This window comes from Staphylococcus arlettae (assembly GCF_002902345.1).
In the GTDB taxonomy this organism is placed as follows: Bacteria; Bacillota; Bacilli; order Staphylococcales; family Staphylococcaceae; genus Staphylococcus; species Staphylococcus arlettae.
The window spans coordinates 41,907-63,730 of sequence record NZ_PPQB01000012.1; the positions used below are offsets into that span (position 1 = coordinate 41,907).

Here is a 21,824-nt window from a genome sequence, read left to right on the forward strand (position 1 = left end):
ACTGTTTCAACAATGCATTGTTATTGTTAATTTAACCTAATCATTAATAAAATGCAAATCCATTTATCGTTGCTTATTGCTCCTAATGCGTTATTTCATTGTCTCGTGCTTCACTTATCATTAGTAATTGTTCCGTTAGTGGTTGGCTTTGTGTATAAACTTGACGATAAATATCAAAATATCGCTTATACTGCTGATGATTGACACTATCAGGATGAAATTCTTTGTCATAAGTTACAAAAACACGACTACATGCTTCCATACTATCAAACCAGTTAACACCTGTTGCTGCAATAATAGCTGCTCCCATACTCGGACCTTCTTCATGACTTAATTTGCGCATAGACGCATTAAAAATATCTGCTTGTAACTGCAACCAAAAATCACTTTTAGCTCCACCTCCAGTAGCAGTAATATGTGTTAAAGACTTGCCATTTTCTCGTAAATATAATATTGACTCATACAAGGAATAGCTAATCCCCTCAATCACTGCACGTGCCATGTCACTACGTGTATGCAAACTACTAAGTCCAATCCAACTCCCCCTAATATACGCATCACCATGAGGTGTACGTTCGCCTGAAAGATATGGTGTAAATAATAAACCGTTAGCACCTATAGATGATTGTTGAGCTAGTAACAAAATATCATCAAAGCTAAGCTCTGGTGCTAGTGTTTTTTGGAACCATGCCAAACTATCTCCTGCAGCTAAAGTTACCCCCATAATGTAGGATACATGCGGTAAAGCATGTTGAAATAAGTGCATATTTTGACCATAGCTTGCAGCATTCGCTTCACAAGTCAAAATTACACCAGAGGTTCCAATACTACATAACGTATCATGAGGCTTAACTACACCTGAACCTAATGCAGCACAGGCGTTATCACCACCCCCTGCAAATACTTGAATATTAGTATTCAAACCGAGAGACTTTGCTACATCCGGCTTTACATTACCTACATATGATTCTGCTGAAGTTAGATCCGGAAAGATCTGAGCATCTATGCCAAACAAGGCTCCAGTATCATATGACCATTGTTGCGTTTTCGGGTCTAATAATAAAGTGCTTGAAGCATCAGACACTTCCATAGACAATACTCCAGTTAATTTAAAACGAACATAGTCTTTAGGTAATAAAAACTTATAAGTTCGTTCCCAATTGCTAGGTTCATATTGTTTTACCCACATCATTTTAGTTAAAGTAAAGCCTTCTAGCACAGGATTACCTAGCACATATTGTCCTAAGCGTTTTTTGATAATTTCACACTGCTCAGTCGTTCGTGTATCATTCCATAAAATGGCTGGTCTAATTGCTTCACCATATTGATCGACAAGGACTAAACCATGCATTTGTCCTGAAAACGACATTCCTTCTACTTGTACTACTCTCATACTTTCCATCTCACTAATGGTCTGCAATGTATCTTTAGTGGCTTGCACCCATTCATCTGGGTGTTGTTCACTAAATCCTGCTTGTGGGTGTAGCGTTGTAATTGGCTTATTGGCACTGGCTAACACTTGTCCTTGTTGGTTAACCACAATTGTTTTAACTGCACTCGTACCGATATCTACACCGAGTACTACTTTTTCCATGTAACCTCTAACCTTTCTTTTGTAAATTGACATTGTCGTCACCTAAATTAATACAGTAATCTCCACTATTTGGCAACTGCTTAAATTTCACTACTTGTTACTTCTTTTTTACTATTATAGTTGCGCTAAAAATGAATTTAAGACCTCCCGGAGTCTAATTCAATTTAGACTATCAGTGCTAACAAGGACTTCACCCTTACAACTAAAATTTTCAAATCATCATTTATCGAGGTTCATAATAAACTGTTGTAAAAACTTTTAATCCGTTTTCATTTTGTATAATTATATTAATAAATCTTTCATTAAGTCTTTTTGCTTATCAAACAATTGTTATAGCTGTATAATTTATATAGTTTGTCAAAGGAGTGATATATCATGAGTACATTTTCAACTGATGAAAAAGTACAAATATTATCTGATATTGTAGCTATGAATACAGTTAATGATAATGAAATTGAAGTATGTGAATACTTCCAAAAATTATTTCAACAACACGGCATTACATCAACGATTGAAAAAGTGGATGAACGTCGTGCCAATTTAATTGCTGAAATCGGTGAAACAGGACCTGTTATTGGTATTTCAGGTCATATGGATGTAGTTTCCGAAGGTGATCGTAGTCAATGGAGCTATGAACCATTCCAATTGACGGAAAATGATGGTTTCCTTTATGGTCGTGGTGCTGCAGATATGAAATCAGGTTTAGCTGCACTTGCCATTGCCCTAATAGAAATCAACAATAGCAATACTTTAAACTACGGGAAAATTAGATTTCTAGCGACTTCGGGTGAAGAAATGGAACAACTCGGTTCTCAAAGTTTATATGAACAAGGTTATATGGATGATGTAGAAGCTTTAATCATCGCTGAACCATGTCAAAACATGTTAGTTTATGCACATAAAGGCTCTATGGATTATCGTATTACATCACATGGTGTGTCTGCACATAGTTCCTTACCTATCTTAGGTAAAAATGCTATTAAACCATTAATTGAATTTATTCAAGATATCGATACTACATCAACACAAATAGCTAAAGAAGTTAAAGGCACAGCATTTGATTTTTCTAATATGATTTCTAAATTTAGTCAACAGTTACCACAAGCCATACAAGCAGCTCAAGTAGAAGAAGTATTAAGTGGACTTGTTGTAAGTAATACATTGATTAAAGGTGGCGTACAAGTAAACTCTATCCCAGAATCTGCTGAAGCTGAGTTTAACATTCGAACTATACCAGAATATGACAATAATCAAGTTAAACAATTATTCAACAATACTTTAGCAAAACATAATGAATCAGGCGCTAACTTGGTCAGTGATTTATACCTCGATTTAGACCCAGTATTAACTACTGGTAAAAATAGTTTGATTGATACAGCTAAAAATATCGGAGATCGTATATTTGCTACAGATTTACAAGCTGAACCAACTGTAGCTGTTACAGATGCTTCTAATTTATTAAGAAGTAAAGATGAATCATTCCCATTGTTAGTTTTCGGTCCTGGTGAAAATCCACATCAATTAGATGAATGTGTAAGTAAAGAAAAATATTTAACATTTATTGATTTTTATATCGAATTATTAACAACTTATAATCAACAATAAATAATATCCAAACAAACTCTCACTAAATCGTAGTGATTGTTTCAGACTGTCGACAAAGTTTTCAGGTTTGTTGGCAGTTTTTTTGTGCGCGCTTTCCACGGGCACTGCCTTATCCTGTAGTCTTCGGCGAGTGCTTTCCCACTGGAGTCGCCCATAATAACTCTAAAACTTCATAATATAAAAAAGGTTGGGACAATATTGATTTGTCCCAACCTCTTTTATCTATTAATAATACATCAATGTATAGTGGTTCCAACGGTATCACCTTTGTGCACTTTTTCCACAATGTGTGTTTCCGAACCTGCTGCAATAACTACTTTTTGACAGCCGTGTTGAATTGCTAATACAGCATCTTGAACCTTTGGAATCATCCCACCATAGATTTCTTTTTGTTCAATATATTTTTGAATATCTTTAGCATTGAGTGACGCCTGTACTTTTTCGTCAATAAGCACCCCTGGAATGTCGCTTAAAATATAAATTGGCGCTTCTAAAACTTCGGCTATTTTATATGCTAAAGTATCTGCATTAATGTTGTACTGTTGTTTTGTACCTTGTTTCAATCCTATTGAAGCAATAACTGGAATAAATTCTGATGCTAGCACATTCAATGCAACAGTATTAATATTGATCGGTTCACCAACAAAGCCATATTGTTGATGTAAAGGTTCAATATCAAACAATTGGGCATCTATACCATTAAGTCCAAGTGCACCTTGTCCTTGTACATTAAATTTACTTACTAATTCAGGATTCACTTTCCCAATTAGTGTCTGACTCGTTATGCTTAATACTTGTTCAGAAGTTACGCGTAACCCATCTTTAAATTCAGGTGCTACATCATTATGAGCTAAAGCTGTATTAATAAAAGGTCCTCCACCGTGTACTATTATTGGCTGATAACCTTGTTGTTTTAACCTATAAATATCTTGGATAATTGAATCATCTAAATTCGTTAATGTACTACCGCCTATTTTAATTACAATATAACTCATTTCATCATCCTCACGTTCTATATGACGCATTTATGCGCACATAATCATAAGTCAAATCACAACCGTAAGCAACAGCGTTACCATGACCATCTCCTACTTTAGCTTCAATGACAATATCATCTTGCTCAAGCTTTGCTTTCATCGTAACTTCATCAAAGGCTACTGACATTCCTTGATGAACAACGTCTGTATCACACAATGAAACATAAGTGTCATCTGGTTCAAATTGATCAGAAGCATAACCCATAGCTGCAACAATACGTCCAAAGTTGGCATCTTCACCATGTATTGCTGTTTTTACTAAATTAGATGACACGATACTTTTAGCTATTTTACGTGCATCGATATCGTCAACGGCTCCAGTTACTTTGGCTGTAACTAACTTCGTTGCACCTTCACCATCTTTAGCAATTTCTTTTGCAAGATATTGGCAAACATAATGCATTGCTTCTTGGAATTCTTGCCAATCTGGGTGTTCAGTAGTTAATGGAGCGTGATTCGCTTGGCCATTAGCCATACAAAGCACCATATCATTTGTACTTGTATCGCCATCAACGGTAATCATATTAAAAGAATCATCAATCGTCATTTTTAAACTTTGGCTTAATGTTTCACCATCAATATTAGCATCAGTAGTTACAAAACCTAACATAGTGGCCATGTTAGGATGAATCATACCTGAGCCTTTGGCTGTTCCGCCAATAGTAACGGTTGTGCCATCAATTTCTACTTGAACAGCTAAATTTTTAGTACATTTATCTGTAGTTAAAATAGCTTCATTAAAATACTCACTATTATTATATTGTTCTTTTAATACATTCTGTGTTCCATGATAAATTTTATCCATAGGTAAAAATTCACCTATCACGCCTGTGGAAGCAACTCCAACATTGGTCGGTAAAATTTTCAATTGTTCTGCCACCCATTGTTGCGTATCTTTAGCATCTTTCAGCCCTTGTTCACCTGTACAGGCATTGGCATTAGCAGAATTAACTACGATGGCTTGTAATGTTTGATTTTGAGCTATGCTTTCTTGTGTCACGATCAAAGGCGCAGCTTTAAAACGATTTAACGTATACACACCAGCAGCTTGCGCTTCTGTAGTAGAAAAAATCCACCCAAAATCATTATTTTGTTTTCTTAATCCTGCATGCATACCACCAGCAATAAATCCTAGAGGTGAGCTGACATCACCTTCAAAATCTACATTTAATTTACTTTTTACTTGTACATTACTATAGTCTTCCATCCCATCTCTCCCATCTATGGATATACTGGCAATTGATTCAATCCTGTAGCTGAATCAAGGCCAAAAAGTTTGTTTAAATTTTGAATTGCTTGACCACTAGCACCTTTTACTAAATTATCAATGACTGACACAATAATAGCTTGGTTATTCTCTTCATTTACGTACACACCAATATCACAAAAATTACTACCTGCTACCTCTTTCGTTTTCGGAAATTCTCCTATGTCTCTAATTCGTACAAAGGGCGCATCTGCGTAATAACGCTGAAATTGTGCATGCAAGGATTCAGTGGTTGTATGTTCTTTTAATTGAACATAAATCGTTGATAAAATACCGCGTGTCATCGGTACTAAATGTGGGGTAAACGTTACCGCTATTTTTTCATCGGCAAGCTGTGTTAAATATTGTTCAATTTCTGGCTTATGTTTATGTTTACCTATAGCATAAGCACTGAAATTTTCATTCATCTCTGAATAGTGCACATGTTGGGCAAGTGACCTTCCAGCACCGGAAACACCTGTTTTAGCATCTATAATAATAGAATTATTATGAATTATTTGGCTATCTACTAATGGGTGTAATGCTAATAAAGTAGCTGTAGGGAAACAACCAGGATTGGCAATCAATTGTGTATTAGAAGCGTCAATAGTCGACCATTCTGCAATACTGTATTGAGCTGAATCCAAAGCTGATTGCGGTGCTGCTGTTTCTCCATAAAATTGTTCATACACCGCTCTATCTTTTAATCTAAAATCACCTGATAAATCAATGACTTTAATGTTTTGTGCTAAAAATTTCGGTGCTAAATGTTTACTTATATTTGATGGCGTAGCAAAAAACACAACATCACATGTAATATTATTATTTTCTAAAGACTCAAAACGATAGGGTAAATGGTTTAAGTGAGGAAAAGTTCCAGATACGAGTTCTCCTGCTTTAGAATGTGAAAAAATATATTTAATTTTTACACTAGGATGATGTGCGAGCAATCTAATAAGTTCTACCGCACCGTATCCACTTCCGCCTACTATACCAACTTCAATCATTTAGTTCAGTCCTTTCAGAATATTCCGTCTTTTAAGTTAATTTATTTTTGTAATACTTCAGTAATTACATCGATAACTTTAGTGATTTCTGTCTCATCAATAACTAATGAGGGCGAAATTCGAATAATATTACCTTGTGTTTCTTTGCATAACACACCTTTTTCTATCATCTCTAAGCAATAAGGTTGTGCATTTTCTGTCAATTCGATCCCGATAAACAATCCTCTACCTCTCACATCGACGATTACATCACTATCAATCAACTGTAAATTGTTCAGTAACTGTTGACCTAATGTCGCTGAATTTTCGATAAGTTTTTCTTCTATTAATACATCTAAAGCAGCAGTAGACACTGCACATGCCAGTGGATTACCACCAAAAGTCGAACCGTGTGTACCTGGTGTAAGTACATTCATGACTGACTCGTCTGCCAATACTGCCGAGATCGGGTATAATCCTCCACCCAATGACTTACCGAGCAAGTATATATCAGCTGTTACACCTTCCCACTCCGTTGCAAACATTTTACCTGTACGACCTAGACCAACTTGAATTTCATCTGCAATAAATAAAATATTATGTTCATCACAAAGTTCACGTACTTGAGCAATAAAGTTATCAGATGGAATATTCACACCACCTTCTCCTTGAATAGGCTCTAAAATAATTGCAGATGTATGTTCATTAATTACTGATTTTAGCTGTGCTACATCACCGAAATCAATGTAATGCATGTTATCTAATAAAGGTCCAAAACCTTGCTTATAACTTTCTTGCGATGATAAAGACAATGCTCCTAATGTTCTGCCATGGAAATTACCGTTCATTGCAATAATCTCACTGCGTCCTTCTGGCACACCTTTAACATCTTCGCCCCATTTACGTGCAATTTTTATCGCAGTTTCTACTGCTTCAGCACCTGTATTCATGGGTAATACTTTATCTTTATTAGCTAATGTACAAATTTTTTCTTCCCAAACACCTAAATTGTCACTATATAAAGCACGAGAGACCATCGTTATCTGTTCGCTTTGTTCTTGAAATGCTTTTATGATTTTGGGATGGCAGTGCCCATGGTTAACAACTGAAAATCCTGAAATACAATCAATGTACTCATTGTTTTCAATATCCCAAACTTTCGCACCTTTACCTTTGGATAGAACTAGATTCATTGGACTATAATTGATCGAACTATACTTATCTGTATGTGTAATTACATCGTTCTTTAAATCGTTCATCAAAACCCTCTCTCTTTATATTTATTCTTAAAAATGAATTAATATTCGTTATCATACACCTCAGAAGTTAATAAGTCAAATAAAATTTCAGCTTATTTCCTGTTATAAAACACGCTTTGAATTATTAATAAACGTTGCATCTATTATTAAATTCTAGTTACGTGTTAACTATTGCTCATGCTTTATTCATTCATTAAAAACAAAGTCATAGCAATTCTTTTAAATTAATATTTCAAAATCCAAATGTATAATAAGTTGTGCCACACACGAAATTCTAAAAATTGTTAATATTCTGAAAAAAATAAGTATAACATACTCTCAAACTATTACAACTGTTGTTAACGTAAAGTTACATTCAAATTTACATACACAATTTATGCAAGTTTCAAGATAATAATAAATCCGACAAATGAACATATGCTATTTGCTGGATTTATGCATGAGTTATTTCATACTTCTATTAATATTTACTTTGAGGTTGTTGAGTCTAGTTGTTGTTCTGCTTTTAATTGTGCAGTCATATTTTTATTAATTTTTTTTGCACGTTTAAAATAGATGCTTTCAAAGTAACTCGTCGTACCTAATTTATAGAAGATTAAAGCTACGATTATAATAACTACAAAATCATATGGATAATGTATTAAGTTTAATCCTTTAAATTCCTTACTACCTATAAACGATAAGAAGGCTAAAGTAATTAAATACACAATAATCCATAAACTACCACCGATTTGTTTTTTCGTGTTTTTCCAATTCATTTTGTATTCATAAAAGAAATAAATTGGTAAACCTAATATAATAATGAAAATAACTTGAGCTGTAGTTGGCCACATCGCCCAATAAATTGCTAGTGAAGCTAAGACGAATGAAAATGGTGCCATAAATTTCAACATGGTTGCTCTAAATGGTCTATGCATTTGCGGCGCCATTTTACGTAATGAAATAACCGTCGTAGGTCCAGTTAAATACGCGACTAATGTTGCAGTTGAAATTACACTGGCTAATACTGCCCAATCACGGAATAAAGTTACCATAATCATACTTATAACAGCATTGAATATTATTGCAACACGTGGAATTTTGTACTTTTCATTCATCTGTCCTAAGAATTTCGGTATATGTCCATTTTTTTCCATTGCACGTAACACACGACCTGTAACGGCCACAAATGATACACCAGTACCAAATGGTGAAACCACTGCTTCAATATAAAGTAAAATAGCTAGCCAATTCAATCCAAGTAAAATAGCCATATCAGCAAATGGTGAGTTGAAATTAATACCTGCCCAACCATTGCCGTGGAGCATATCGCTTGGCATTGATGTAATAAAGGTACTTTGCAACACTATGTAAAGCACTGCACTTAATGTTAATGAAATGGCAATTCCTCTAGCAATATTCTTTTCTGGTTTCTCTATCTCAGAACCCATATTAATGATAGTTTGAAATGCATTAAATGAGAAAATAATTCCAGAAGCTGTTGTAGCTGCAAATATTGGCGCACTGCCATAAGGCATAAATGTACCAACTGAGTGCCCATAATTGCCAGTATCGAAGCCAGAAATCATTAACATGATAATTGTTAATAATGGAACACCTAATTTAAACACCGAAATCAGACTAGTGAATGAGGTTAATAATTTAACAGACCAATAATTTAATAATGAAAATATGATGATAATAACGAAGACAGCCAATAAGCCAATATTACTTATTGAGCCTCCTTCCATTAAATTGCCCATAAACTTAGCCCAATCCCAAGGCCATGAACTCATATACTGTACTGCAGAGACTGCTTCAATCGGGATAATTGTTACAAGGGATACCCAATTGGCCCAAGCTGCAATAAAACCAAGCAAAGAACCATGTGTATATTGTGCATAGTTACTCATACCACCGGATTGAGGGAACATCGTGCCAATTTCAATATAGTTATACGCTATTGAGCCAATAACCGCAAAACCGATAATCCATGAAATAATTGCTGCTGGTCCAGCAATAGAAGATGCTTCCCACGCACCAAATAACCAACCAGAACCAATAAGTGATCCTAAGCCTAGTAGTACGAGTTGCGCTAAATTAATCTTATTACTCTTATTCTGTTTTTCCATACAAACCCCTATAACATTTTTTGTCTTTTATACTCATCTTTATTCTTGTTATACACAATATACATTTTATTGTATAGTCGATTATTATACACTTATTTAAAAACCAGTCAAACAGCTAACAATATATAACATTAATTGTATAAAAATACGTTATATAGCTAATTGATGCATAATCGTTTTTTTGAATTAACTTCGTTTATGCTATACGTACAGTCAATAAATCGGCACTTGCTTATGTAACTTATTTATTCATAAATTTTATAATTTCTATGCTTTCCACTGAACAATACTTTGTCTCATACAGCCCTTTATAACAACATTTAACCGTTTACATAATCATATAAATTATAAATTTGGTACATTTTTCTCTATAATAATATATTTTACACTTTGCGAGTGATATATGCATTTTTTCTCACGAAATTAGCCTTTATTTTGTACGATTTAATGTAACACAAATACGCTGCCGTAAAATTCTACACGCTACGAATAAGCATAAAAAAGAAGAGCAGAGCAATCTTATTTTCAAAAGATTACTCTGCTACCCCATATTTATCTACTTTTTAATATGCTAAGCCATTACTGAGGCTTATCTTCTTCTGTCCACCATAGTGCATCTTTAGGATTCTTAATAACTTCTTCATACTCTGACTGACTTTCTACATTCGGATATGCACCACGTAATGATTTATTTGACGTTGACTTGAACATAAAGCCAAAGATTAATAAACCAATAACATTAATAGCTACTAAGTAATAAGATGGTGCAATTTGTTGGCCAGTTGTTTCCACTAAAGTTGATAAAATGAATGGCGTTAGGCCACCAAAAATAGCAGCACCAATATTATATACCAATGATAATGTTCGCAATCTTACTTTAGTATGGAACATACTTGGTAACACTGAAGGCATAACACCTTCAAACGTTGACATAAACAGTGCAATAATAAAGAGACCTATAATTACAACTGGAATGGATGGTATAGTCATTAGCCAAAATGCCAAAATTGAAAATAAGCTAAATCCTGCAAGTCCAAACATCGTTGTACGTTTATTGCCCACTTTATCACTATACCAACCAAAGAAAAAGACTGCCGGTATCATAAGTGCCATGGTTATCGTACTTAATATAGATCCCATCGTACCACCTAGATTAATTGTGGTATTTAAAAATGATGGCATGTATGACAGCACCATGTAGTTAGCAACATTTAAAAATGCTACACCAGTAAAGCACACAATAACGTCTTTCCAATAATATTTGAAGATATCTAAATAAGAATATTCTAATTCTTCTTGTTCTTCTAACGTAGATTCATATGCCGGACTCTCATCCAAACTACTACGCAGAATAATACCGACAATACCTAGTGGAGCTGCAATAATAAACGGTATTCTCCAACCCCAATCAGCCATTTGTTGGTCTGATAATAAAGCATACATTGTACCAGCCAATATTGCTGCCAAAATATTACCTGCCAATGTACCGATTTCTAAGCCACTTCCTAATTTACCGCGAGTACTATCAGGTGAAGACTCAGCAATAAAAGTCATGGCGCCTGCATACTCTCCTCCTGTTGAAAAGGATTGTATCATTCTAACTACAAGTAACAAAATAGGTGCCCAAATGCCTATTTGATCTTGTGTTGGTAACAGACCTAACATCAACGTAGATGCGGCCATTAATAAAATTGTAGTAGATAATACAATTTTTCTACCATATTTATCTCCAAGGTGGCTGAAGAAAATACCACCTATTGGTCTTACTATAAAAGCAAATGCAAATACTGCAAAAGTTGAAATGATTTGCATTTCTTGAGGTAAATTACCAAAAAAGTTTGCACTAAGTATGACTGCCAACTGGGCATACAAACCAAAGTCAAACCACTCTATTGCATTACCAATACCCGTGGCAACGACTGTTTTTTTGGCTTTACTTGAATCAACGTGATTCACGTTTTCCTTTTTGAATTTCACACAAAAACACCCCTTATTTGTATCTACCTTTACAAATAACCTATACAGATAAATATAAACACCAAATTAGAAATTTTAATTTTACACACTTTTGCTAAATTAAAATATCTTTCGTTATTTATGCACTTAAAGTTAATACTAAGTTGCTAAAACACTAATCATAAATAAGTTCATTAAAGGGTTAAGCAACTTAATTCACTTTTTTTAGCGTGGTATAATAAAGTAGTTATATTTAACTTGGAGGTGCAAACATATGAAACAACTTTATTTTAATCATGACGGTGGCGTGGATGATTTAATTTCATTATTCTTATTATTACAAATGGAAAACATTAATCTTATTGGTGTAAGTGCAATTGGCGCAGATAGTTATGTAGAACCTGCAACGAGTGCATCCCAAAAAATTATCAATCGCTTTTCAACTACACAGATAGATGTTGCCGCTTCTAAAGAACGTGGCAAAAACCCATTCCCTAAAGATTGGCGTATGCATGCCTTTTTTATGGATGCTTTACCTATTTTAAATGAACCTACCGCTTCACAGTCTACAATACTTGATACCGACGCCTATCAAGATATTATTGACAAAGTAAGTCAATCTTCTGAGCCTGTAACCTTATTATTTACTGGACCATTAACTGATTTAGCTAAAGCTTTAGCAGTAAATCCAACTATAGAACACAATATTGCACGTTTAGTATGGATGGGAGGCACATTCTTATCTAAAGGTAATGTTGAAGAGCCGGAACATGATGGCAGTGCCGAATGGAATGCTTTTTGGGACCCTGAGGCTGTAGCTGCAGTATTTAATACTACTATTTCAATTGATATGGTTGCGCTTGAAAGTACCAATCAAGTACCGTTAACACCTGCTATTCGACAACAATGGGCCGACGAACGTCATCATATCGGGGTTGATTTCTTAGGAGTTAGTTACGCAGCAGTTCCACCACTAACACATTTCCAAACAAACTCTACTTACTTTTTATGGGATGTATTAACAACTGCTTATATTGGTAAACCTGAATTAGTACATCAATACACTGTGAAAGCCGCTGTTATCACTGATGGTCCTAGCCAAGGTAAAATTTACCAAGATGAAACTAACGGTCGAGAAGTAGACGTTGTTACTCATGTTGATCATGATGACTTTTTCTTATATATTACTGATTTAGCTAAAAAAGTTACACACTAACTTACAACACACATAGGAAGCGCTACAAAGACCTAGTGTCATTAAAAATTTTGTCGTCTCAATCTCTTGCTTTAAACATAAACGAACCTTAGGCTACTTTCACCTAAGGTTCGTTTAATATTGAAAGTTTTTTGGCCAATTACAGAAGAAAGCCCACTAGCCAAAGACACTAGCCTAAGGCAACGCCTACGGAAGTCTGTACAAAAAATCTGCCAATAAAACCGAAAACTTTGTCTGTATCCTCTTGTTTTATTGTCAGTAAACAGACCTTAAACATTAGTACTCCAAAAGATTTTTCTATATATTAGCAGTAATTTGAGCCGACTCCTGCGGGAATAGCACTAGCTGAAGACTACAGGTTGAAGCAGTGCCCGCGGAAAGCGTGCACAAAAACTGCTAACAAAATCGGTTTTCACTACATCCACTGAAATGATTCCTAGACACCTCTCGCTCACCTTTATACTGTCAATAACTTGTTGGAGTTAAAAACTGTTCATCTATAATCGAACGTGTATGTTGTTGTAAATGCGCTACAGACATATCACTATCTTCTTTAAACTGTACAGAATGTTTATCTGCTAACTTAGTTGGATATCGATGTAACGGATATACAGCAAAATTATATCTGCTATCGCTATTGCCAGGGTCTACAATTTCATTATGAATGACTAATGATTTCCACCGTACATCCTCAATCGACACCCCGTTAGGACTTTTGTTAATATCAAAATTCACACTTCCACCAAGGATATTTTTCTCGTCACCTGTTTCTTGGCCATTAAGAAAATTTCCCAGTGAATAGGCTACCAAAGTACGCTGACCATGCTTTCCTTCAACCCATTCCATTGGTTGTATAACGTGAGGATGCATACCTAAAACAACATCAACACCTTCATCTGCAAACAATTGTGCATAATACCGTTGCTTGTTACTAGGCTTACTTTTGCCTTCTTTGCCCCAATGCGCGGATACAATAATTACATCACTTAATTTACGCGCTTTAGCAATATCACGTTTAATCACCGCTTCATCGAAATAATTAATATGATAAGGCGCTTTACGCTTTAGACCATTCGTACCATATGTATAACTCAGCATAGCAACTTTAATACCTTTAACTTTTTTAATTGGAATATTATTACGATCTTCGGACGACTTAAATGTACCAGTGTACATTGTACGATGACGCTTCCATAAATCAATTTGATGTTCCAATCCAGCTACTCCTTGATCTAAAGCATGATTATTAGCCCCATTAATAAGATTAAAACCACTTGCTACTACATTTTGTGCTAACTGGCTTGGTGTATTAAAACGTTTAAAACCTGAAAATGCTTTATCATCTCCACCCATAGGAGATTCTTGATTAATATACGCTATATCTGCTGATTGAATATACTGTTCTACTGGTTTATACATTTCACTAAAATCAAACGTACCATCTTGTTGACTCGCATCATTATAAACTACAGGATGGATTAAGTTGTCACCTACTGCCACAACAGAGGTATGTTTGTCCAAATATTTCAGTTCATTTAACGTTGTATAACCAACACACAAAAATAAAATAATCACTAAACTGAACGTTAGTCTATATTTCTTCATTTTATTATCCCCTTATATATGTGTGATTATAATAATGAATTAAAAAAAGTAATCATAAAAACATAAGTTTGTTTAATATGATTACTTTTATTATATTATTCTAGAATCGTTTGACTCTCTTTTTCATGCAACATTTGAGTTATTTGATTATATTCATTCATCACAGCTACTTTAGGAACATGTGACTGGAGTTCTTCTTCATTCAGAGCAACATAGGTCATAATAATTACAATATCATCCACTTCAACCAAACGTGACGCAGCACCATTCAAACAAATCTTGCCACTACCTCGTTCACCTTCAATAACATACGTTTCAAAACGCGCACCGTTATTATTATTTACAATCGCTACTTTTTCATTAGGTAAAATATCCACAGCTTCTAGTATATCTTTATCAATCGTAATGCTGCCTACATAATTCAAATTAGATTCTGTCACTCTGGCTCTGTGAATTTTAGCATTCATCATTGTTCTAATCATTAAAATACCTCTCCTATTATAATATTATCGATCAAGCGTGCTGTAGAAAATTTCACTGCTAAAGAAATAAAAATACGTCCTGATATGTACTTTTGTTCCTTTAATTCTGGATAACTGTATACAGCAACTTCTTCTACATTACCACTCGTATGAGAGGTCAAACATTGTGTCACACCTTTTATGAGCACGTCACTGCGACGTTCACCTTCATCATATAATTGCTTAGCATAGCACAAACTTTTGTATAAATGTACTGCTTCTTCACGTTCTTGAGTAGTAAGATAAATATTGCGTGAACTTTTAGCTAAACCATCTGCTTCCCTAATAATATCAACACCTACAATACGAATATTATGATTAAAGTCTGCTACCATTTTTTCAACAATAGCTAATTGTTGGGCATCTTTTTTGCCGAAGTAAGCAACATCTGGTTGAATAATATTAAATAATTTATTTACCACTGTAACGACACCATCAAAATGACCTGGTCGTTGTGCACCTTCTAACACTGTAGCAAGTCTACCTACTTTTAACGCTACACCTAATTCAGCTGGATACATATCATCAACTGATGGATAAAACACATAATCCACACCTACAGTCTCTACTAAACTGACATCTTGTTCAATTTGCCTTGGATATGCATCAAAATCTTCATCAAGCCCAAACTGTAAAGGATTTACAAATACACTCGCAACAGTGATATCTTGCTCTCTCACAGATTGTTGCATCATGGTTAAATGACCATCATGTAGTGCACCCATTGTAGGTACAAAACCTATAGATTTATTTGATTTTCTTAATTGTAGCATTAACGATTGCATCTCTTGAATATTTGAAATAACTTGTGTCATTGTTCTACTCCTCGTCCCAAACTTTCTTTTTGTACGTATGTTCAACTGATGGAAATTCATGCTTTTTCACTTCTGTATGGTATTGTTGCAATGCTTCAACACCTATAGCAAAATCACCATATTGTTTGACGAATTTAGCATGTCGGTCTACACCATAATTTAAAACATCGTGATAGACCAATACTTGCCCATCTGTACCAACACCTGCACCAATACCGATCACCGGAATAGTCAAAGTCTTACTAATTTTACGTGCTAAGTCACTAGGCACAGCTTCTAACACAAGCATAATTGCGCCAGCTTGTTCCATGCGTTGTGCATCAGCTACTAACTGTTGTGCTGCTTCAGTCGAAGCACCTTGCATTTTATAACCCATAATACCGACACTTTGTGGTGTTAACCCAAGATGGGGTACGACTGGGATGCCTAATGCTTTACAACGTATAATAAATGATTCAATATGTGCACCTTCAGCTTTAATCGCATGTGCCCCACTTTGTTGATATAATTGAACTGCATTAGCTATATCTTGGTCTGGATTACTGCCCACCGTCCCAAAAGGCATATCAACAACGATAAACGTATTCGGTGCGCCTCGCTTCACAGCTTTACTATGATGTATCATATCGTCTAAAGTAACTTGAACTGTACTGTCATAACCAAGCACTGTCATACCTAAAGAATCACCGACTAATATCGTATCAATATGCGCTGCTTCTACTTGTTTGGCACTTGGATAGTCATAGGCAGTGAGCATAGATATCTTTTCCTTATTTTGTTTCATTGTTAATAAATCACTTATAGTTTTAACCATCATTTAACCCCATTTGTTATAATATTAGCAATAGTATATAAAAATCATACCCAAAAAGGAAGTAGTAAGATATGACAAAATTTGCTGTAATTGGACCAGGTGCTGTAGGTTGTACTATCGCTTATGAACTCAAAAAATCTTTTTCTACTGTAAGTTTATTAGGACGTCAACATAAGACGATCAATTATTACCCGGGAGATAATAATGTAGCACAACCGCTAAATGTCACACCATTAACCGAAGCTAAAGGTAAGGTTGATGTTGTATTTGTTGCTGTCAAAACGTATCAATTAGATTCTGTAATGCCTCATATACAACGGATTTGCTCCTCTAATACACTTGTAATTTTAGCGCAAAATGGTTACGTCAATACAGATAGTTTACAGCTACCGCATATCTATCAAGCAGTAGTCTATATTAGTGGCCAAAAGCAGCACGATAACGTGTTGCACTATCGAGATGAAATACTTCATATTCAAAAAGATTCACATACACAAGCACTTGCACGACAACTTCAACATACACAACTCACTTTAGTTTTAGAAGACGATATCACTACTAAAATTTGGTATAAATTGCTTGTTAATTTGGGTATTAATACAGTTACTGCGTTAACACAAACACCTGCCAAAGTATTACAAACTGAAGAGGCTAAACAATTATGTCGTGACTTATTACTTGAAGGTGTACAAGTTGCTAAAGCTGAAGGCATTCAGTTACCTCAAACTATTGTTGATGACATCTTTTCTATTTATAATGGTTATCCTGATGAAATGGGTACAAGTATGTATTATGACTATTTACACTCACGTCCTATAGAAGTAGAAGCCATACAGGGTTTTATCTTTCATAAGGGAATTAAACACAATTTAGCAATACCTACAATTCGTACAACTTATAAATTACTTCATGCCTATCAACAACATGTAAAGTTATAAAGCATAAAACTATTTAAATTAACATTTTACATCGTCACTTACTATAGATATACAAAAAGAACTTGGAACATTAAACACGTTCCAAGTTCTTTTACTCTACAATTATTTTACAGCTTTGACGCTATTATTTAATTGTTCCAGCATCTTTGTCACTAACACCGTGTTGATAGTAGTCAACATACTCAGGTGCTAATAATTCTTTACCACGAATTATGTCTGCTGCTTTTTCTGCCATCATTAATACTGGTGCATGGATATTACCATTTGTTGTACGTGGCATTGCTGAAGCATCCACAACACGTAAGTTTTCCATACCATGTACTTTCATTGTCTCTGGATCAACTACTGACATTGGATCTGATGCCGGACCCATCTTCGCACTACATGAAGGGTGTAATGCTGTTTCGCCATCACGTTTAACCCAGTCAATAATTTCTTCTGGTGTTTGTACTTCTGGCCCAGGTGAAATTTCTCCACCATTATACTGATCCATAGCTGATTGATTTAAAATATTACGCGCAACTTGAATTGCTTCTACCCATTCACGCTTATCTTCTTCTGTTGATAGATAATTAAAGATAAATTCTGGTTTTTCAAATGGGTCTTTGGACTTAATTTTTAAATGTCCACGTGAGTTAGAGTACATTGGTCCTACGTGCACTTGATACCCATGTGCAACTGGTGCTTTTTGACCATCATATCTTACAGCTATCGGCAAGAAGTGGAACATTAAGTTTGGATAATCTACGTCTTCATTTGAACGAACAAAACCCCCACCTTCAAAGTGGTTAGATGCTGCCGCACCCTTACGTGCAAATAGCCATTGCATACCAATCCAAGGCATTTTAAGTTTATTTAAACTAGGTTGTAATGAAATAGGTTCTTTACTCTTATGTTGTACGTAAACTTCTAAATGGTCTTCAAAGTTTTCACCCACACCAGGTAAATCAATACGTGGCTCGATATCCATAGATTTTAAGAACTCTGCATCACCAATTCCAGATAATTGTAATAATTGTGGTGTATTGATGGCACCACCTGATAAAATAACTTCTTTCGCATTTATCGTTTGTTCTTTACCATTACGTTTAAATGTAACGCCAGAAACTTTATTATTACTTTCAAAGTTGATTTTCGTAACAAATGCACGTGTTACAACATCTAAGTTTTTACGACGCATTGCAGGGTGTAAGTATGCTCTTGAAGCTGACACACGACGACCATTACTTACATTACTGTCGAAAGGTCCAAAACCTTCTTGACGATAACCATTGACATCTGGTGTCTTATTATAGCCTGCTTCTACACCAGCTTCAAAAAATGATTGGAACAATGGATTGTCTGCTGGTCCACGTCTTAATTTAATCGGCCCATGATGACCACGATGCTTATCGTCTTTTGACGCACCAAATGTATTTTCTAATCGTTTAAAATATGGTAAAACATGTGCAAAGTCCCAGCCTTCCATACCTTCTGGTTCTGCCCATTTTTCATAATCAAGTGGATTCCCACGTTGATAAATCATACCATTTATAGAACTTGAACCGCCTAGCACTTTACCTCGGGCGTGTCCTACTTTACGTCCATCCATAAATGGCTCTGCATTAGTTTCGTAAATCCAGTCATATAGTTTATTACCTGCTGGATACATTAACGCTGCTGGCATTTGAATTAATAAATCCCAAAAATAGTCACTACGTCCTGCTTCTAACACTAATACGTTTTTCGATTTATCTTCACTTAAACGTGCGCCTAGTACTGAACCAGCACTACCGCCACCAATAATTATATAATCATAAGATTGTTTCATGTGTGTAAAAACCTCCTAAGTTTGTCTTGATTGTGCGCTTATTTACCAAACCAATTCACTGCTTCTGGATTAGTATTACGCAATATATGTTTTTCTTCTTGGTATTCTGCTAGACCTGCTTTCCCTAATTCTCTACCAATACCTGATTGTTTATAGCCGCCCCAAGGTGCTTGTGCAAAATATGGATGGAAATCATTAATCCATACCGTACCCATTTTCAACTTACTCGCAACGCGTTCTGCTTTGCCAACATCATTCGTAAAGACGCCACCAGCTAAGCCATAAATCGAATCATTCGCTAATTGGATTGCTTCTGCTTCTGTATCAAAACCTTCGATTGTCACTACTGGGCCAAAGACTTCTTCTTGCACGATTCGCATTGATGTATCACAGTTCGTGATTACAGTTGGTTCAAAGAAGAAACCATCTTGTAAGTCTTCACGCTCTGGACGTTTACCACCAATCGCAATTGTTGCGTTCTCATCTTTAGCAATTTCCATGTAGTTTTCAATTTTCGTTCTATGTTCTGCAGAAATGACTGGTCCCATTTCTGTTGTTTCATCAAAGCCATTACCTAATTTGATATTTTTTACACGTTCGATTAGTGCTGCTTCAAATTTATCTTTAATATCGTTATGCACAATAATTCTAGAACCTGCGGAACATACTTGTCCTGCGTGGAAATAACCACCATTTAAAGCTTGATCCACTGCTAAATCAAAATCAGCATCGTCAAAGATGACGTTAGGGTTTTTACCACCTAATTCTAGGGCGATATTTGTCACATGGTCCGCTGCTTGCTTCATAATGTGTTTACCAGTTTGAATTCCACCTGTGAAAGAAACTAAGTCTACTTCTGGATGAGAAGATAACGGTTCTCCTACTTCAGATCCTTTACCTAAGACTAAGTTGATAACCCCTTTAGGGAAACCTATTTCTTCCATTAATTCGAATACTCGAATCGTTGTTAAAGGCGTAATTTCACTTGGCTTCATAACTAAGGAACAACCAGCTACTAATGCTGGTGCAATTTTCCATGAAGCTTGTAATAAAGGATAATTCCATGGTGTAATTTGTGTCACCACTCCTACAGGCTCTTTTACAACTTTACTTGTTGAGTTTGGAATTGGTGAATCGATTAATTCACCTCCGTCTTTATCGCCTAAACCTGCAAAATACATAAAGACATTATGGATATCGTCCATATCAGCATATGATTCTTCCAAAGTCTTACCAGTATCTAATGTTTCTAGTCTTGCTAATTCTTCTTTATTCGCTTTGATTGCATCTGCAATTGCTCTTACTTTCTGTGCTCTGACTTCACTTGTTTCTTGAGTCCATTCACCTAATTCAACCGATTCTCTCGCTGCCAAAATTGCGCGTTCAGCATCTTCGGCTGTGCCTTCTGCAACTTCTATAATTGTTTCTTGATTATATGGATTGATAATTTTACGTGTTTCATTATTTGCACTATCTACCCACTCACCATCAATATATTGACGACGAGATAAATTGTTTACAAGTTCCATCAAAATACCTCCGTTAACTTTGTTAAATTTTTATTTAACGAATTTTACAAACTTATGTTAGCATAGTAATTGAAAGTGTGTCAAACGCATTTAATTATTAAAATCGACGCTATACATCAAAATATCATGTAGTATTATGGTAATATTGGTATCAACGCGTCTTATTTTATTAATAATATTATGAATGGATTTGGAGGTGCACCTTATGGTGAATAAAGAACAACCTGAAGTGTTAGTAGACCAAGCTAAAGATATTGTTATCAATGCAATCGGTGCAACTATGGACTTGTATGGTATTAATCGGAGCGTCGGAAATTTGTATGGCACGATGTTATTTGAAGAAAGCATGACTTTAGACGAAATGCGTCAACAACTTCAAATGAGTAAACCTAGTATGAGTGCCGGTGTCAAACGTTTACAAGAATACGATATCGTGAAACAAAAATTCACGCGTGGTAGTAGAAAACAACACTTTATTGCAGAAAAAAACTTTTTCAATTTCTTCAGTAACTTCTTCCCTCATAAATGGAATCGAGAAATTGAAATTAATCGTGATGGTGTTTATGAAGCTGTTGCACTTTTAGATAAGCTCATCAATGATGAACAGGTAGACGCAACTACTAAAACCGAAGCTGAAACAATAAAGCAACAACTTATCGATACGTTGCCTTACTATGAATGGTTAGCAAATTTAAGTGACGCAATTGAATCAGGTGAAATTTTTGAATATTTCCCAATTCCAGAGCAAAAAGAAATTAAGTAACGTAGACAAGAGACTAGGA

Annotated in this window: 17 protein-coding genes; 4 read left to right on the forward strand and 13 right to left on the reverse strand. The window is 35.2% G+C overall.

Annotated elements, in window-relative coordinates; all coding sequences use genetic code 11:
- Positions 1–82: 82 nt before the first annotated feature.
- Positions 83–1,594 carry a xylulokinase gene (xylB, locus tag CD036_RS06325; protein WP_103388213.1) on the reverse strand — a complete coding sequence of 504 codons (1,512 nt, stop codon included), beginning with the start codon at positions 1,592–1,594 and terminating at the stop codon, positions 83–85.
- 375 nt (positions 1,595–1,969) lie between these two features.
- Here xylB and CD036_RS06330 point away from each other — a divergent pair, with 375 nt between their 5' ends.
- Complete coding sequence (locus tag CD036_RS06330) at positions 1,970–3,199, forward strand: ArgE/DapE family deacylase (protein WP_103388214.1); 1,230 nt, start codon at positions 1,970–1,972, stop codon at positions 3,197–3,199.
- A 236-nt stretch (positions 3,200–3,435) separates the two neighbouring features.
- On the opposite strand, the gene argB is transcribed toward CD036_RS06330, so the two are convergent.
- The 6 genes from argB to CD036_RS06360 form a co-directional block, all read right to left on the reverse strand.
- A complete protein-coding gene (argB, locus tag CD036_RS06335; protein WP_103388359.1) occupies positions 3,436–4,194 on the reverse strand; it encodes an acetylglutamate kinase in 759 nt (252 codons plus the stop codon).
- A gap of 10 nt (positions 4,195–4,204) precedes the next feature.
- A complete protein-coding gene (argJ, locus tag CD036_RS06340; RefSeq protein WP_103388215.1) occupies positions 4,205–5,443 on the reverse strand; it encodes a bifunctional glutamate N-acetyltransferase/amino-acid acetyltransferase ArgJ in 1,239 nt (412 codons plus the stop codon).
- 14 nt (positions 5,444–5,457) lie between these two features.
- Positions 5,458–6,489 carry an N-acetyl-gamma-glutamyl-phosphate reductase gene (gene argC / locus CD036_RS06345; RefSeq protein ID WP_021459657.1) on the reverse strand — a complete coding sequence of 344 codons (1,032 nt, stop codon included), beginning with the start codon at positions 6,487–6,489 and terminating at the stop codon, positions 5,458–5,460.
- A gap of 41 nt (positions 6,490–6,530) precedes the next feature.
- Complete coding sequence (gene rocD / locus CD036_RS06350; RefSeq protein WP_103388216.1) at positions 6,531–7,727, reverse strand: ornithine--oxo-acid transaminase; 1,197 nt, start codon at positions 7,725–7,727, stop codon at positions 6,531–6,533.
- Between the two features lie 467 nt (positions 7,728–8,194).
- On the reverse strand, positions 8,195–9,838 hold the full coding sequence (locus tag CD036_RS06355; protein WP_103388217.1) for an APC family permease: 1,644 nt from the start codon (positions 9,836–9,838) through the stop codon (positions 8,195–8,197).
- Positions 9,839–10,417: 579 nt separating this feature from the next.
- Positions 10,418–11,815, reverse strand: coding sequence for an MFS transporter (locus CD036_RS06360; RefSeq protein ID WP_021459660.1), 1,398 nt, complete (start codon positions 11,813–11,815; stop codon positions 10,418–10,420).
- A 253-nt stretch (positions 11,816–12,068) separates the two neighbouring features.
- Here CD036_RS06360 and CD036_RS06365 point away from each other — a divergent pair, with 253 nt between their 5' ends.
- A complete protein-coding gene (locus tag CD036_RS06365; RefSeq protein WP_021459661.1) occupies positions 12,069–13,010 on the forward strand; it encodes a nucleoside hydrolase in 942 nt (313 codons plus the stop codon).
- 465 nt (positions 13,011–13,475) lie between these two features.
- On the opposite strand, the gene CD036_RS06370 is transcribed toward CD036_RS06365, so the two are convergent.
- The 4 genes from CD036_RS06370 to panB form a co-directional block, all read right to left on the reverse strand.
- Positions 13,476–14,615, reverse strand: a complete 1,140-nt coding sequence (locus tag CD036_RS06370) for a CapA family protein (RefSeq protein WP_103388218.1) — start codon at positions 14,613–14,615, stop codon at positions 13,476–13,478.
- A 95-nt stretch (positions 14,616–14,710) separates the two neighbouring features.
- Positions 14,711–15,097 (reverse strand): aspartate 1-decarboxylase, encoded by a 387-nt coding sequence (gene panD / locus CD036_RS06375; protein WP_103388219.1) that lies wholly within the window; start codon positions 15,095–15,097, stop codon positions 14,711–14,713.
- Complete coding sequence (gene panC / locus CD036_RS06380) at positions 15,097–15,951, reverse strand: pantoate--beta-alanine ligase (RefSeq protein ID WP_103388220.1); 855 nt, start codon at positions 15,949–15,951, stop codon at positions 15,097–15,099. Before panC ends, panD begins: the two co-directional genes overlap by 1 nt.
- Positions 15,952–15,955: 4 nt before the next feature.
- Positions 15,956–16,765 (reverse strand): 3-methyl-2-oxobutanoate hydroxymethyltransferase, encoded by an 810-nt coding sequence (panB, locus tag CD036_RS06385; RefSeq protein WP_103388221.1) that lies wholly within the window; start codon positions 16,763–16,765, stop codon positions 15,956–15,958.
- Positions 16,766–16,836: 71 nt separating this feature from the next.
- Here panB and CD036_RS06390 point away from each other — a divergent pair, with 71 nt between their 5' ends.
- A complete protein-coding gene (locus tag CD036_RS06390) occupies positions 16,837–17,703 on the forward strand; it encodes an oxidoreductase (protein ID WP_002508878.1) in 867 nt (288 codons plus the stop codon).
- A gap of 124 nt (positions 17,704–17,827) precedes the next feature.
- Here CD036_RS06390 and betA read toward each other — a convergent pair whose 3' ends face one another.
- Positions 17,828–19,513 carry a choline dehydrogenase gene (betA, locus tag CD036_RS06395; protein WP_103388222.1) on the reverse strand — a complete coding sequence of 562 codons (1,686 nt, stop codon included), beginning with the start codon at positions 19,511–19,513 and terminating at the stop codon, positions 17,828–17,830.
- Positions 19,514–19,551: 38 nt separating this feature from the next.
- Positions 19,552–21,042: a betaine-aldehyde dehydrogenase gene (gene betB / locus CD036_RS06400; protein WP_103388223.1), complete on the reverse strand. Its 1,491-nt coding sequence runs from the start codon at positions 21,040–21,042 to the stop codon at positions 19,552–19,554.
- Positions 21,043–21,247: 205 nt separating this feature from the next.
- Here betB and cudC point away from each other — a divergent pair, with 205 nt between their 5' ends.
- Positions 21,248–21,805 carry a choline uptake/conversion transcriptional regulator CudC gene (gene cudC / locus CD036_RS06405; protein ID WP_103388224.1) on the forward strand — a complete coding sequence of 186 codons (558 nt, stop codon included), beginning with the start codon at positions 21,248–21,250 and terminating at the stop codon, positions 21,803–21,805.
- Positions 21,806–21,824 lie beyond the last annotated feature (19 nt).

Excerpts from the sequence above, each read along its gene's own strand:
- CD036_RS06365 (WP_021459661.1), top strand. The coding sequence starts at position 12,069 with ATGAAACAACTTTATTTTAATCATGACGGTGGCGTGGATGATTTAATT.
- CD036_RS06355 (WP_103388217.1), bottom strand. The coding sequence starts at position 9,838 with ATGGAAAAACAGAATAAGAGTAATAAGATTAATTTAGCGCAACTCGTA.
- CD036_RS06390 (WP_002508878.1), top strand. The coding sequence starts at position 16,837 with ATGACAAAATTTGCTGTAATTGGACCAGGTGCTGTAGGTTGTACTATC.
- betB (WP_103388223.1), bottom strand. The coding sequence starts at position 21,042 with ATGGAACTTGTAAACAATTTATCTCGTCGTCAATATATTGATGGTGAG.
- argJ (WP_103388215.1), bottom strand. The coding sequence starts at position 5,443 with ATGGAAGACTATAGTAATGTACAAGTAAAAAGTAAATTAAATGTAGAT.
- panD (WP_103388219.1), bottom strand. The coding sequence starts at position 15,097 with ATGATTAGAACAATGATGAATGCTAAAATTCACAGAGCCAGAGTGACA.
- CD036_RS06370 (WP_103388218.1), bottom strand. The coding sequence starts at position 14,615 with ATGAAGAAATATAGACTAACGTTCAGTTTAGTGATTATTTTATTTTTG.
- panB (WP_103388221.1), bottom strand. The coding sequence starts at position 16,765 with ATGGTTAAAACTATAAGTGATTTATTAACAATGAAACAAAATAAGGAA.
- rocD (WP_103388216.1), bottom strand. The coding sequence starts at position 7,727 with ATGAACGATTTAAAGAACGATGTAATTACACATACAGATAAGTATAGT.
- xylB (WP_103388213.1), bottom strand. The coding sequence starts at position 1,594 with ATGGAAAAAGTAGTACTCGGTGTAGATATCGGTACGAGTGCAGTTAAA.
- panC (WP_103388220.1), bottom strand. The coding sequence starts at position 15,951 with ATGACACAAGTTATTTCAAATATTCAAGAGATGCAATCGTTAATGCTA.
- cudC (WP_103388224.1), top strand. The coding sequence starts at position 21,248 with ATGGTGAATAAAGAACAACCTGAAGTGTTAGTAGACCAAGCTAAAGAT.
- betA (WP_103388222.1), bottom strand. The coding sequence starts at position 19,513 with ATGAAACAATCTTATGATTATATAATTATTGGTGGCGGTAGTGCTGGT.
- CD036_RS06330 (WP_103388214.1), top strand. The coding sequence starts at position 1,970 with ATGAGTACATTTTCAACTGATGAAAAAGTACAAATATTATCTGATATT.
- argC (WP_021459657.1), bottom strand. The coding sequence starts at position 6,489 with ATGATTGAAGTTGGTATAGTAGGCGGAAGTGGATACGGTGCGGTAGAA.
- argB (WP_103388359.1), bottom strand. The coding sequence starts at position 4,194 with ATGAGTTATATTGTAATTAAAATAGGCGGTAGTACATTAACGAATTTA.